Consider the following 14,265-nt stretch of genomic DNA (forward strand, 5'->3'; position numbering starts at 1 on the left):
CCAGGCGTGCCCGGCGACGGCACCGTCGGAATCGGTCGAGCCGCTGCCGTCCACCGCCACCGACAGACCCGCCACCTGCGCGGTGAAGGACGCCGCCGGCGGCTGGTTCACCGCGGGCTCCGGCTCCGGCTCGGGCTCGGGCGCCGGCTCCGGCTCGGCACCCGGCGTGGTGACGGCCAGGTCGTCGAAGCGGACAGTGACCGGGCTCGACGAGCTGCCGGAGAGGTAGGCGGCCAGGCCGACAGCACCGGGGGCCTGCAGCGCCGCAGTGGTGTCGGTGCGGACCAGCATGGGTGTGGTCGGCTCGGTGGACCCGGCCGGCCACACGGACAGCTGCAGCTCGGTCGTCCCCGTACCGGTTACGCGGAGATGGACCTTCAGGGGTGCGCCGTCGGTGTACGTGACCCCGGCGAGGGTCGCGGAGCTCAGGGTGGTCTCCACCCCGTCCACCTGCCGGACGAGCGACACCCCGACGTCGCCACCGGGCAGCACGCGGATGCGCGCGTTGTACACCGCGGTGCCGACACGGCGACCGGTCACGAAGGCGTAGGCCCCGGTGCCGTTGGCCGGCGTCCGCGAGAACGCCACCGTGGTGCGGACCTCCACGTCGCCGGCAGCGACCTCACCCAGGTAGGAACCGGCGTTGTTGCCCGGCCCCACGCTGAGCACCGCCGCCCCGCCGCTCACCGCCTGCCGGGTGGCCCCCACCGCAACCTTCCACGGGCCGCCGAGGTCCGCCGTCCCGAGCCCACCGGTGACCGATCGCTCGAAACCGTCACGGGCCACCGGCTGCGCCGCCCCGGGTGCGGTCACCGCGACCGCGCGCGTCACCGATGCCGTCGCGCCGTCGTCGTCGGTCACCGTGAGCGTCACCTGGTAGGTGCCGGGCTCGGCATAGGTGTGCCCGGCCGTGGCCCCCGAGCCGTCCGGTGTCGAGTCACCCCACACCCAGGTGTAGGAGGCGACGCGGCCGTCGGCGTCGGCCGAGGCGCCCGCGTCCACCGACGCCACCAGGCCCGAGGACGACGCGGAGAACGACGCGGTCGGCGGCTGGTTGGCCGGAGCCACGACGGCGACCTCGCGCACCGTGCTCGCCGTCGCCCCGGAGGCGTCGGTCACGGTGAGCCGGACGGTGAAGGTGCCCGTCCGGCCGTAGGTGTGCGTCGCGGTGGCACCGGTGCCGGTGGTCCCGTCACCGAAGTCCCACACGTACCGGCTGATGGATCCCCCGTCCGGGTCCACGGAGAGCCGACCGTCGAAGGAGGCGGTCAGGCCCTGGGTTTCGAACGCGAACGATGCCGCAGGAGCGGGGTTCGGCCCCGTACCGGTCGTGCCGATGGCGTGGTGGCGCGCCACCTGCTCGGCGCTGAGCACGGTCGGGTACACGGCCACCTCGTCGATGAGACCGTTGAAGTAGGGCGCCCCGGACCACGTGCGGTCCCCGCCGATGCGCCAGTAACCGGTGATCTCCTGGGCCATCACCACGTCGGACCGGCTCGCCGCCAGGCGGCCGTCGACGTACAGGTGCATGCCGGTCGAGCCGACCGACGCCACGACGTGGTGCCACTGCCCGTTGTTGTACGTCGCCGGCGTGCTGAGCTGGGCGCCGAAGCCGGGGAACACCGCGAAGTGCAGCTTGCCCGACGGGTCGAGCCACAGCTGGCGGTCGTGGTTGCTGCTCAACCCGGTGCGCTGGTCACCGAAGCCGAGGATCTTCCCGCCTGCCGTGCTGCGGGTCTCGAACCAGGCTTCGACGGTGAAGGTGTGCAGCCCGCGGCTCGGGGTCTGGGTCGAGAAGTAGCCACCCACCCCGTCGAACCACGTGGACGCGTCCGCATCACCTCGCAGGGCACCGGCCCAGCCGCGGCGGAGTCCACCGCTGCCGACCATGTCGCTGACACCGGACAGGTCGGAGGCGGCCGTCCCCGTGCGCTCGCCGAGCGACCAGTGACCGGTCGCACCGTCGGCATGCACTGCCTGGGCGTACGTCCGCGCCGGTGCCGGGCCGGGCGAGGTACCCGTCGCGGTGCCGATGACGGACTCGTTGCCGAAGGGGTCGCTCACCGTGACCCGGTAGGTGTGCGGACCTGCTACCGCCGTGCGATCGGTCCAGGCGACAGGGGCCGCCTGCCACCACAGCGACGACCGGCTGAACGCGATCACCGGCTGGGCACCGTTGTCCCGGTAGACCCGGTAGGTGAGCACCCGGTTGTCCTGGTCCGTGCTGCCCTGCCAGCTGACGCGGAGCCCGCCACTGGTCGCGGCCACCGTGACTCCGGGGGTCACGGCCGGGCCCACTGCGTTCTGCGCCGCAGCGGGCCTCGAGAAGCGGACGAGCCCTTGCTGCGCCTGACCGTTGACCCGCGGGAACTCACCGCCGTAGACAACGTACTGCTCGTTGCCCGTGACGCTCCATCCCGCCTGGTACTGGCCGGTGACGGCCCCCTGGGAGAAGGCCGGGAACCAGTTGAGCAGCGCCGGCGCCGGCTGCCCGGCGAAGTTGGCGTTGGCCTGCGTCGCCGTGCCGACCCGGCCGTTGGGGGCACCGCTCAGGGCGGTCGCGAACTTCCACACCTGCGGGCTCTGCTCCGGGAAGCCGCCGATGTTGATGCACGAGTGGGCGTGCGACGCGAGGTACACGGCGCCACCCGTCGCGAAGCTGCTGTAGGTGTCCCCCCGGCAGTCGCCGATCCACCTCACCTGCCCACCGTCGGCCGTCGCGGCGAAGGAGCCCTCGAGGTTGCCGGGACCGTAGTAGTCGTAGCCGGTGCCGTACACCGTGGTCCCGTCCGTGGACAGGCTCCAGATGGCGGAGTTCACGCCCTGGTTCGTGACGATCTGGTTGATCGCGAACGGCCGGTTGGCGGCACTGACCGGGTCGAGTGCCGCGACCCCGGTGGCCTTGGCCCCGTTCATCGAGTGGAAGCGGCCACCGGCCACCACCTGGGCGCCCTGCCCGGTCAGGACCAGCGAGGTGACGTCGACCGAGGTCTGCGCGTTGCGCGCGGCGTCGCGCGTACCCGCGATCGGCTTGCCGGCCGCGTCGAAGAGGGGCAGCCAGTTGCCGGTCGTGGGCCCGGCCCCCGGTGCCGGCGCCCAGGGCAGCAGGCCGCCGTCGGACGCGCGCACCGCCGCCAGGCGGGTACGGCTCACGCCGCCGACCGCGCTCAGGCTGCCACCCAGGTAGACGGTCGTGTCGGTGGCGGCCAGCGCGCGGACCGTGCCGTTCACGCTGGGCCGGAACGTGCCGACCAGCCCGCCCGTGCGGGTGTCGTACGCGGCGATCCGGTTGCGGGGCTGCCCGTCGGCGACGGTGAAGTCACCGCCGACGTACAGCCGGGTGCCGTCCGGGGACGCCGCCACCGCCCGGGCCTGGGCGTTGAGGCTCGGCGCGAACGAGGTGATGAGCTCACCGGTCCGGATGTCGTAGGCGAGCAGGTTGTTGCGCACGGTCTCGCCGGTGCCGGCCGACGCGCCGGCGGGACGGGCGCGCGTGAAGGAGCCGGCGACGTACACCGTGGTGCCGACGACGACCTGCGACCACGCCACGCCGTCGATCTGCACCGTGGGCAGCGCGTCGGCCGACACCGTCACGGGGTCCGTGGCCGTCACGGTCGCCGGGGCCGAGTCCGCCCGAGCAGCTCCTGGCGCGGCCAGCGCCCAGCTACCGGCTGCAACCACCATGGCCAGCATCGCCGCCACGGCGCGCGTGCGCACGCCCGTTCCCGCAGATCCCACGAGAGCCCCCCGCTCCAGTTCCAGTACGCACCCGTCCGCTTAGGCCGAGCGCTGGATACTCTGCGTGACCGCAGGAGGCGGGACAAGGGGCGCGTCGCCACCTGATCAGGTGGTTGGACGGGCGGCTTCACCCGTGACGGTGACAGACCGTCACAGCGGGTGATGGGGCACCTGCACCTCGGCGACCAGGCGAGCCCCTCGACCAGAAGGCGCGGGCGGCGATCGGCTGCCCCGACCGGTAGCCACCCCGGTCCCGGACGCACGACGACCCGCCACCGCGGTGCGGTGGCGGGTCGTCGGGGCGGGGACCCGGCGGGGGTCAGGCCGCCGAGCCGGTGAACAGCAGGAGTGGCGCGCCGGCCTGGTAGCCGACCTCGACGGTGACCAGCTCCCGGACGTCTGTCGGCACGCTGAAGACGTAGACGCCCTCCCCCGACCCGCCGGGCTCGACCATCCCGGTGAACGGTCGCCGCGACGGGTCGTCCAGCGGGGACGCCGGCGTGCGGTCGTCGCCGTAGGCCAGGTTGACCGCCACACCGTCGAGCGACACCGCCTCGGGCGTGCCGTTCTCGATGCGGACCGTCACCCGTAGCGCCGGCCCGGCGATGTTGCCCGGGCCGACCCCCGTGCCCTCGATCGCCTCCACGGAGGCGACGGTGGCGACGACCCCGTTGCCGACGGCGGCCGGCGCATCGAGCGCGACCTCCGGGAGCGACGGCGGCGGTTCGTCGACGTCCTCGGTCGGCCCGGTAGGGGTGGGCGTGGGCGGGAGAGGGGCGATCGTCTCGTCCGCTGCGGCAGACGTCTGCGCAGCCGCCGGCTCGTCCGCGGCGGCCGCACCGCCCCCGCCCCCGCCGCGGGTCAGCAGGATCGCCACGAGAGCCGCCAGTGCCACCAGCAGCGCCGCTCCCGCGACGACCTGCCACGGGCGTGACCTCGCCGGCGCAGGCGCTGTGCGCTCCCGGACCTCCACGGTGCCTCCTTCTCCGGGCCCCGTCCGGGGTCCTCCGATGCGGTCGCTCCCGCCGTTCACTGCTGGGCCCCCCGGAACCGGACGACGTCCGAGCCGGAAGCGATCGACCGTGGCACGTCCGCCCCCGACTCCGCTGCCGGCCGCGGGAAGGGCAGCGGCGCGGGACCGCTCTCCAGGGCCGGGAACCTGCGGCCGGAGGGCCGCCGGCTCGGCACCTGCCGCCGGGCCAGCCGGTGGGCGAGCTGCTCGTAGCCGGTGGCGACCACGTCCCAGTCGTAGCCGCGGGCGAGCTCGCGGGCCCGCGCCCCGGCCCGCCGGACCGCGACCGGACCGGCCTCAGCGGCGTCGACGAGCGCGGCGACGTCCGCCGGGCTGGAGAAGAACCGGCCGGAGTCCTCGACCACCTCGCGGTTGAAGTCCACGTCGTAGGCGAGGACCGCGGTACCGGCGCCGATGGCGCGCAGCAACGAGGGGTTCGTGCCGCCCACCGAGTGACCGTGCAGGTAGGTGTAGGCGTGGGCGTAGAGCTGGTCGAGCTGCTCCTGGTCCCAGACTCCCCCGAGGAAGCGCACCCGCTCGTCGGCCAGCCGGTGCACGCGGGCGGTGTACCCGTCCGAGTACGGGGCCGAGCCGACGACCACCAGCGGCTTGCGCGCCCCGCTGCGCCGGTAGCCGTCGACGATGACGTCGACGTGGTTCTCCGGCTCGAAGCGGGCGACGGCCAGGTGGTAACCGCCCGGGGTGAGGCCGAGCTCGGCGAGCTTTCCGGTGCCCGGCTCGATGATCGGGGCGCCGTAGGTGAGCAGGGTGGTGGGCACCCCGAACTCCGAGCGGTAGTAGTCGGCGATGCCCTGGGCGTCGGCGATGAGGGCGTCGGACCAGCGGACGGCGAGCGCCTCGGCCAGCCGGTAGTAGCGCTGCCCGACCGGCCCCCACTTGGCCCGCTTCCACTCCAGCCCGTCCACGTGCGTGGCGACCGGGACGCGGGCCGCGCGCAGCGCCGGGAGCAGCGGGGCGTTGGCCGCGTTGAAGACGAAGGCCGCATCCGTGCGGTGCGCGACGAGGTGCGCCACGGAGAGGGCGGAGTGGCTCAGCGTCTCCAGCGCCCGCTTCCGGGCGGCGGGCAGGTGGACCAGCTCCATGCCGAGGTGCTCGGCCGGGCGCTCGGTCTGCCCGGGGGTGGTCCGGCAGTACACGACCACGCGGTGCCCCCGGTCCGCGAGCCGGCGGCCGACCTCCTCGACGGCGGTCTCGAACCCGCCGTACCGGGCGGGTACCCCGCGCGTGCCGACCATGGCGATCCGCATGGTCCCTCCGTCCGTCTCCGGGTGCGCGGGCCGGCCACCTGCCGGTGCCGCCGCGATGTCCTCACCAGGAGCTTCGCCGAGCGGGTGGCCGTGGTGGACGGTTCCGGGGGGAGGCGTGACCCCTGCGGGTGACGCGCGCGAGGGGGAGGTCAGTAGGCGCCGGAGCGGGAGAGCACGGCACGCCCGGTCTTCCAGAGGATCACCGCGTCGAGCGCCAGCGACCAGTTCTCCACGTAGCGGAGGTCCAGGCGCACCGACTCCTCCCAGGAGAGGTCGCTGCGACCGGAGATCTGCCACAGGCCGGTGAGGCCGGGCTTCACCAGCAGCCGCCGGCTCACCGAGGAGTCGTAGCGCGCCACCTCCGCGGGCAGCGGCGGGCGCGGGCCCACCAGCGACATGCCGCCACCGAGGACGTTGAGCAGCTGGGGCAGCTCGTCGAGCGAGAGCCGGCGGAGCAGCCGCCCGACCGGCGTGACCCGCGGGTCGGCCCGGATCTTGAACAGCGGGCCGTCGGAGATGTTGTCCGCGCGCAGCTGCTCGAGCTGCCGGTCGGCGTCGACGACCATGCTGCGGAACTTCAGCATCGTGAAGGTGCGCCCGCCCAGGCCCACCCGCTCCTGGCGGTAGAGCACCGGCCCGGGGCTGGTGCACCGCACGGCGACGGCGATGGCGAGCAGCAGCGGCGCGAGGACGAGCAGCGCCAGCGCCGCCACCGCGCGGTCCATGCCGCCCTTGACGACGCGCCGCCACCCCTCGAAGCAGGGCTCCTCGACGGCCAGCAGCGGCAGCCCCTCGAAAGGCCGGATGTGCAGCCGCGGGCCGGCCACCTCGATCAGCCCCGGCGCCACGAGCAGCTCGATGCCGGTGCCCTCGAGCTGCCAGGACAGCCGGCGGAGGTACTGGGCAGCGGTCTCGCTGGCGGAGGTGACGGCGATCGTGTCGGCGTCGTAGGTCTCGGCGAGGAGCAGCACGTCGTCGAGGCCGCCGACCGGCACGCCGGCCCGCTCGGCGACCCGCACCCGGTCGTCGGGCGTGACGGCGGCGGCGACCACCTCCAGGCCCCCGAAGCGTTCCCGCTGCAGCCGGGTGGCCAGCTCCAGCACCGCCCCGCCGCGGCCCACGACCACGACCTTCTTCGTGCACCGCCCCTGCGCCCGCAGCCCGCGCAGGCGGGTGCGCGCGGCGTAGCGGCCCAGCAGGGTGGCCACGGTGAGCGCCGGCAGGGCGACGACGACCAGCGCGCGGCTCAGCTCGAGGTCGGCGGCGTAGGACAGGAAGCTGGTGATGCCCAGGAGGAGCAGGCCGGCGCGGCCGACGCGGCGGTACTCGTCGCTCCCGGTGCCGTACACCCGCTCGGAGTAGGCGCCGGTGCACCCGAGCAGGACCGGCCAGGCCACCACTAGGGCGAGCGCGGCCCAGAAGAGGGCGGTGCCGGGGCCGGCCGGCTCGGTGCGGGCCGCCAGCACGGTGGTGCCCGCGGCGGCGGCCGTCGCGGTCTCCACCACGACCAGCGTCCGGGTGTAGGTCCGCACCCAGGTGGGCGCGCCGCGCCGGGCGAGCAGCCGGGCTCGCGGGGCGGCCGCGGCGGATCCGCCGGCGGCTCCCGGCAGCGTCAGCCCCCCGGCCCTCGCCTGGTCGCGGTCCAGCAGCATCCGTCCCCCAGACATCACTCACCGTAGCCGGGTCAGCACACCGCGAGCGCGGGTGCCGGAGGCCGGGCAGCGGCCCACCGGGGCGCGACGGTGTCGATTCCTGGGCAACACTCACAGCGGGCCGACCGGACCGTCAACACGGAGCGTCACGCTGTCACCCGATAGGGCCGCGGGCGAGACCCGTCAGGTGCGGGGGTGCACCTGGTTCTGCGCGGCTTCCAGACCCGCGGTGAGCAGCAGCTCGGTGGCGTCCGCGGCCTCCACGAGGAGGAGGTCGAGCTCCTTGCGCTCGGTCGCCGAGAAGTCCCTGAGCACGAAGTCGGCCGGGTCCTGCCGGCCGGGCGGGCGGCCGATGCCCACGCGGACGCGCAGGTACTCCTTGGTCCCGGTCGAGCGGGTGATCGAGCGCAGGCCGTTGTGGCCGCCTTCCCCGCCGCCGCGCTTGAGCCGCACGACCCCGAAGTCGATGTCCAGCTCGTCGTGGACGACGACGAGCTGCTCGGCCGGCAGCTTGTGGTAGTCGAGCAGCCCGCGCACCGGCCCGCCGGACTCGTTCATGTAGGTGGTCGGCTGGGCCAGCACCACCCGCCGTCCCGCCAGCCGCCCCTCGCCGGAGACCGCCCGGGCCCGGGCACCCTTGCCGGGGGCCAGCCGGATCCCGGCCCGGCGCGCCAGCTCCTCGAGGACCATCGCGCCCACGTTGTGCCGGTTCCCGGCGTAGGCCGGGCCGGGGTTGCCCAGCCCGACGACCAGGAAGGGACCCTCGGGCGGCGGGGACGCCGCAGGGGCGCCGGCGGTGCCGGCGCCCCTGCGGTCGGTGCTCTCGCTCAGCGGGAGCCTCAGTCGTTCTTGCTGTTCTCGGCGGCGTCCATCGACTCGCCGCTGCCCTGGTCGAGCGGCTCGGGCACGACGTCGCCCTCGCCGGCGCCCTCGGCGGCCTCCGCGGACTCCTCGCGCTCGATGCCGACCTCGGCCTCGGCCTCGGCGAGCTCGGCCTCGAGGGCCTCGGCGGTCGGGGCGGCCATCACGTTGACGACGAGCGCCTCGGCGTCGGTGAGCAGGGTGGCGCCCCGCGGGAGGGTCAGCTCGTTCGCGTGCACGCCCTGGCCGGCCTCGCGGCCGGTGACGTCGACCTCGACGGCCTCCGGGATCGCGGTGGCGGGCACCTCGACCGAGACCGTGTTGAGCTCGATGCTCACCAGCGTCTCGGGGGCGGCGTCGCCGGTGACGTGCACCGGGACGTCGACGGTGACCTTCTCGCCGCGGCGGACGACCAGCAGGTCGACGTGCTCGTGCACGCGGGTCAGCGGGTCGCGCTGCACGGCCTTGGTGAGGGCGAGCTGCTCCTTGCCCTCCAGGACGACGGTCAGCAGCACGTTGCTGCCGCCGTTGCGCAGCGCCGCGGCGAACTCGCGGGCCGGCAGGGACAGGTGGACGACGTCCTGGCCGTGCCCGTACAGGACGGCGGGGACGCGGCCGGCGCGCCGGGTGCGGCGGGCGCTGCCCTTGCCGAACTCGGTACGGGTCTCGGCCTCGAGACGGAAGTCAGCCACGGTGGTGTGCTCCTCGGGAGTGGATCGGTCTGCGGGCCGGCGACCGGGCGCGGCACACCCCACGGGGCACACGCACGTCGATCACGGAGTACGGGTGGACCGTCTCCCTCGCCGGGCAACGCCGAACAGGCTACCCCAGCCCGGTCAGCGGCCGAGCACCGCGTCGAGGACCTGCCGGGCGCACTCGTCGACCGACCGCCCGCTGGTCTCCACGGTCACCTCGGCGTCGACCGGCGCCTCGTAGGGGTCGCTGATCCCGGTGAAGGCGGGGATCTCCCCCCGCCGGGCGCGGGCGTACAGGCCCTTGCGGTCGCGCGCCTCGCACTCGGCCAGCGACGTCGCCACGTGCACCAGCACGAAGCTGCCGGGCCCGGCCTGCCGCTCGACCTCCCGGCGCACGTGCGCGCGCACGTCGGCGTAGGGGGCGATCGGGGCGCACACCGCCGTCCCCCCGTGCTTGGCGATCTGCGCGGCGACCCAGCCGATCCGCAGCACGTTGGTGTTGCGGTCGGCGCGGGAGAAGCCCAGCCCGGCCGACAGGTGGTGGCGGACCTCGTCGCCGTCCAGCAGCGTGACGGTGCGCCCCTCCTCGACCAGGAGCTCCACCAGGCGGGCGGCGATCGTCGACTTCCCGGCGCCCGAGAGCCCGGTGCAGAAGACGACCCGCCCGCCGGTCGCGAGCGGACCACCGCCGAGGTCCCCGCCGAGCAGTTCCGCGCCGTAGGCGGCCGCGAGGTCGGCGGCCGGCACCTCGGGGGCCTCCGGCGTCACCGGTACGGGCAGGACGGCGACCTCCCGCCCGGTGGCCCGCACCGCGCCCCACGCCGCGGCGCGCCGGGCCAGCGCGGCGGAGTCCGGCGGCAGCCCGGCTGCGGGCAGCAGGGCGAGCACCCGCGAGGGCAGGCCGGAGACGTCGGCCGGCGGCGCACCGAACCAGGCGGCCGGGAACTCCCAGCCGCGCTCGCGCAGATCGGCGGCGACCTCGGCCGGCGCCTCCCAGCGCGGGACCTCCGCGATGGTCAGGTCCTCGCCGTCCGAGGTGGCCACGAGCACGCCCTGGGCGTCCTCGTACTCCTCGGCCGGGGGCAGTTCCGGCGCGGCGTCGGCCAGGCCGAAGTGGTAACGGGCGACGGCGGCGACCTGCGCGTCACCGAGTCGGGATCTGGCCGGCACGCCGGTCATCCTCGCAGCAGGCGCCCGGCCGCGCGGGCCGGGACGTCAGCTGGCGCCGTCGAAGAGGCTGGTGACCGAGCCGTCCTCGAAGACCTCCTTGATCGCCCGCGCGAGCAGCGGGGCGATCGAGAGGACGGTGAGCTTGTCGAACTGGCGGGCCGGCTCGATCGGCAGCGTGTTGGTCACGATGACCTCGCTGATCTTGCTGTTGGACAGCCGCTCGACGGCCGGCCCGGACAGCACGCCGTGCGTGGCGGTGACGATGACGTCCGCGGCGCCGGCGTCGAACAGCGTCTCGGCGGCCTTCACGATCGTGCCGCCGGTGTCGATCATGTCGTCGACCAGGATGCAGACCCGGCCCTCGACCTCGCCGACGACGCGGTTGGCGACGACCTCGTTGGCAACCAGCGGGTCGCGGGTCTTGTGGATGAAGGCCAGCGGGGTGCCGCCCAACTTGTCGCTCCACCGCTCGGACACCCGGACGCGGCCGGAGTCGGGCGAGACGACGGTGATGTCGCGGTCGCCCCAGCGCTCGCAGACGTGGTTGACCAGCAGGTCGAGGGCGAAGAGGTGGTCCACCGGCCCGTCGAAGAAGCCCTGGATCTGCGCGGTGTGCAGGTCGACGGTCATCAGCCGGTCGGCGCCCGCGGTCTTGAACATGTCGGCGACCAGGCGGGCCGAGATGGGCTCGCGGCCGCGGTGCTTCTTGTCCTGCCGGGCGTAGGGGAAGAAGGGCGCGACGACGGTGATCCGCTTGGCCGAGGCGCGCTTGAGCGCGTCGACCATGATCAGCTGCTCCATGAGCCAGGTGTTGATCGGTGCGGTGTGGCTCTGCACCACGAAGGCGTCGCACCCGCGCACCGACTCCTCGAACCGCACGAACAGCTCGCCGTTGGCGAACTCGTAGGCGGCCGTGGGGGTCGGCGTCACGCCCAGGTGCCCCGCGATCTCGTCGGCCAGCGCGGGGTAGGCCCGGCCGGAGAAGAGCATCATGCTCTTGTTCGTCGTCTGCCGGATCGCACTCATCGGCTCGGTGTCCCTAGCTGTCGTGGGCCGCACGGGAGGGCGCGGACGGGCCCGCCCCGGGTGCCTGGGTCCGGCCCTCGGCCGCTGCCGCGGCCTCCGCAGCGGGCGTTCCGGACCGTCGGCGACGGACCCAGCCTGCCACATTCCGCTGGGGTGCCCGCGCGACGGCCATGGCCCCGGGGGGCACGTCGGAGGTGATCACCGATCCCGCGGCGGTGTACGCACCGTCCCCGACGGTGACCGGCGCCACGAACATGTTGTCGGCGCCGGTGCGCGCGTGCTCGCCGATCGTGGTGCGGTGCTTGGCCACGCCGTCGTAGTTGACGAACACCGTGGCCGCCCCGATGTTGGTGCCGCGACCGATCGTCGCGTCGCCCACGTAGGACAGGTGCGGGATCTTCGCCCCCTCTCCGACCTGCGCGTTCTTCGTCTCCACGAAGGTGCCGACCTTCGCCCCGGCGGCCAGGTCGGTGCCCGGCCGCAGGTAGGCGTAGGGCCCGACGGAGACCCGCGCACCGATCCGCGCCCCCACCGCGTGCGCCCGCACCACGGTGGCCCCCTCCCCCACCACGGTGTCCTCGAGCGTGGTGTCGGGGCCCACGTGGGCAGCGTCACCCACCGAGGTCGCCCCGCGGAGGTGGGTGCCGGGCTCCAGGACGGCGTCCCGCCCCACCGACGCGGTGACGTCGACCCAGGTGGTCGCCGGGTCGACGACCGTGACGCCGCTGCGCATCAGCGCGTCGAGCACGCGGTCGTTGAGGGTGCGGCGGCGGGCGGCGAGCTCCACGCGGTCGTTGCAGCCCAGCACGTCGTCGGGGTCGTCGGCCCGGACGGCGGCCGTCGGCGCCCCGCCCTCCACGAGCGGCGCCAGCGCGTCGGTGAGGTACTGCTCGCCCTGCGCGTTCGACGTCCCGAGGCCGGCCAGGACCCGGCGCAGGGTCGCGGCGTGGGCGACGTAGACGCCGGCGTTCACCTCGCGGAGGGCGCGCTGCTCGTCGGTGGCGTCCCGCTCCTCCACGATCGCCCGCGGCGCGCCGCGGTCGTCGCGGACGATGCGACCCAGGCCGGTGGGGTCCTCGACCTCGGCGGTGAGGACGGTGAAGACGCTGCCCGCGGCGTCGTGCGCGGCCACGAGCCCGGTGAGCGTCCGGCTGGTCAGCAACGGCGAGTCGCCGTTGACCACGAGGACGGAGCCCTCGAGGTCGGGCACGGCGGCCAGGGCCACCCCGGCCGCGTGCCCCGAGCCGAGCTGCTCCTCCTGCACCACCGCGAGGGCGTCGGGGGCGATCTCCGCGAGGTGGGAGGCCACCTGCTCCCGGCCGGACCCGACGACGACGACCGTCCGGCCCGCCCCCAGCGGCGCCGCCGCCGCGAGGACGTGCCCGAGCATGCTCCGGCCCCCCAGCGGGTGCAGCACCTTGGGCGTGGACGAGCGCATCCGCGTGCCCTGCCCGGCGGCCAGGACCACGACGGCGGCCACCGTCGGCGCGGCGGGGGCGTTGACCGGCTGCACGTGGGTCACGGAACTCCTCGGGAGGCGATGGCTGCTTGCGCTGGGGGACTCGGACTCGAACCGAGACTTCCCGGCTCCAAAGGCCGGCGGGCTGCCGATTACCCCATCCCCCATCCCCGGGCCGGTACCGGCCCGGGGGACGCCGGGTGGAGCGGCGCCCCCCGCGAGCCTAGGGCGTCGGCCGTCGCGGGAGCACGCGCGCGGGCGCCGGGCCCAGCCCGGCCCGGTCGCCGCCTCCCCGGGGGTGGCGTACGTTACGGCGCAGCAGCCGGGCCCAGCGCGCACCGGCCCTCTCCCCCCACCGGTCGCCCTCGGAGGCCCCTTGTCCGCTCCTGCCCGCACCCGGCCCATGGCCCCCCCGCGCCCCGCGGACCCGCACGCCGGGCTCCCGGCCAACGCGATCGGCCGGCAGAAGAGCGCCCTGGAGATCGTCACCCTCTACGTCTTCGTGGTGGTGCCGTTCCTCGCCCTGGCCGCGGTCGTCCCGGCGGTGTGGGGCTGGGGGCTCTCCTGGCTGGACGTGGGCCTGGCGGTCGGCTTCTACTCCGTCACGCTGCTCGGCGTGACGGTGGGGTACCACCGCTACTTCACGCACGGCTCGTTCAAGGCCAAGCGGCCGCTGCGCCTCGCGCTCGCCGTCGCCGGGTCCATGGCCATCCAGGGTCCGGTCGTGCAGTGGGTGGCCGACCACCGCCGGCACCACGCCTTCTCCGACCGCGAGGGCGACCCGCACTCGCCGTGGCGCTACGGCACCGGCGCCGGCGCCCTGCTCAAGGGCATGTTCCACGCCCACCTCGGCTGGCTGTTCGAGCGGCGCAAGACCAACGCCGAGCGCTACGCGCCCGACCTGCTCAAGGACCCTGCCCTGGTGATGACCGGCCGGCTGTTCGTGGTCTGGGCTGCGGTCAGCGTCTTCCTGCCCGCGCTGGTCGGCGGGGTGGTCACCGGCAGCTGGGCCGGGGCCTGGTCGGCCTTCTTCTGGGCGGGCCTGGTGCGCATCGCCCTGCTGCACCACGTGACCTGGTCGATCAACTCGGTCTGCCACGTGGTCGGCGACCGCCCGTTCGTCTCCCCGGGTCGCGACCGGGCGACCAACTTCTGGCCGCTGGCGATCCTCAGCGCGGGCGAGTCCTGGCACAACCTGCACCACGCCGACCCGACCTGCGCCCGCCACGGCGTGCTGCCCGGGCAGGTCGACATCAGCGCCCGGGTGATCTGGGTGTTCGAGAAGCTCGGCTGGGCCTGGGGCGTGAAGTGGCCCGACCCGGTGCGCCTGGCCGCCAAGCGCCGCGTGCCCGCGGCCACCACCGCCTGACCACCGCGGGCGGGG

Annotated in this window: 10 protein-coding genes and 1 tRNA gene; 1 reads left to right on the forward strand and 10 read right to left on the reverse strand. The window is 74.9% G+C overall.

All coding sequences use genetic code 11. The features are described 5' to 3' along the window. The 10 genes from E9565_RS23125 to E9565_RS05390 form a co-directional block, all read right to left on the reverse strand. Positions 1-3,717 (reverse strand): PKD domain-containing protein (locus E9565_RS23125; RefSeq protein ID WP_236834275.1); only part of this gene is annotated, 3,717 nt, incomplete at its 3' end. 340 nt (positions 3,718-4,057) lie between these two features. Next, positions 4,058-4,711 carry a hypothetical protein gene (locus tag E9565_RS05350; protein WP_236827733.1) on the reverse strand — a complete coding sequence of 218 codons (654 nt, stop codon included), beginning with the start codon at positions 4,709-4,711 and terminating at the stop codon, positions 4,058-4,060. Positions 4,712-4,767: 56 nt separating this feature from the next. After that, positions 4,768-6,018, reverse strand: coding sequence for a DUF1972 domain-containing protein (locus tag E9565_RS05355; protein ID WP_236834276.1), 1,251 nt, complete (start codon positions 6,016-6,018; stop codon positions 4,768-4,770). Between the two features lie 149 nt (positions 6,019-6,167). Then, positions 6,168-7,685: a sugar transferase gene (locus tag E9565_RS05360; protein WP_236834277.1), complete on the reverse strand. Its 1,518-nt coding sequence runs from the start codon at positions 7,683-7,685 to the stop codon at positions 6,168-6,170. Positions 7,686-7,853: 168 nt separating this feature from the next. Next, complete coding sequence (pth, locus tag E9565_RS05365; RefSeq protein ID WP_236827752.1) at positions 7,854-8,423, reverse strand: aminoacyl-tRNA hydrolase; 570 nt, start codon at positions 8,421-8,423, stop codon at positions 7,854-7,856. Between the two features lie 86 nt (positions 8,424-8,509). After that, the gene (locus E9565_RS05370) at positions 8,510-9,223 is read right to left on the reverse strand and encodes a 50S ribosomal protein L25/general stress protein Ctc (protein WP_236827736.1); all 714 of its coding nucleotides are present in this window, start codon (positions 9,221-9,223) and stop codon (positions 8,510-8,512) included. Positions 9,224-9,367: 144 nt separating this feature from the next. Continuing rightward, positions 9,368-10,396, reverse strand: a complete 1,029-nt coding sequence (gene cysC, locus E9565_RS05375) for an adenylyl-sulfate kinase (protein WP_236834278.1) — start codon at positions 10,394-10,396, stop codon at positions 9,368-9,370. A 45-nt stretch (positions 10,397-10,441) separates the two neighbouring features. Beyond that, complete coding sequence (locus E9565_RS05380; RefSeq protein ID WP_236827738.1) at positions 10,442-11,422, reverse strand: ribose-phosphate diphosphokinase; 981 nt, start codon at positions 11,420-11,422, stop codon at positions 10,442-10,444. Positions 11,423-11,435: 13 nt separating this feature from the next. Further along, complete coding sequence (gene glmU, locus E9565_RS05385; protein ID WP_236827739.1) at positions 11,436-12,944, reverse strand: bifunctional UDP-N-acetylglucosamine diphosphorylase/glucosamine-1-phosphate N-acetyltransferase GlmU; 1,509 nt, start codon at positions 12,942-12,944, stop codon at positions 11,436-11,438. Positions 12,945-12,975: 31 nt separating this feature from the next. Further along, a tRNA-Gln gene (locus E9565_RS05390) sits at positions 12,976-13,048 on the reverse strand. Between the two features lie 236 nt (positions 13,049-13,284). Between E9565_RS05390 and E9565_RS05395 the strand changes: the two genes are divergently transcribed. Beyond that, the gene (locus tag E9565_RS05395; RefSeq protein WP_236834279.1) at positions 13,285-14,250 is read left to right on the forward strand and encodes an acyl-CoA desaturase; all 966 of its coding nucleotides are present in this window, start codon (positions 13,285-13,287) and stop codon (positions 14,248-14,250) included. The last annotated feature ends 15 nt before the right edge of the window (positions 14,251-14,265 follow it).

It is taken from the genome of Blastococcus sp. KM273129, assembly GCF_021698995.1.
Lineage (GTDB): Bacteria > Actinomycetota > Actinomycetes > Mycobacteriales > Geodermatophilaceae > Blastococcus.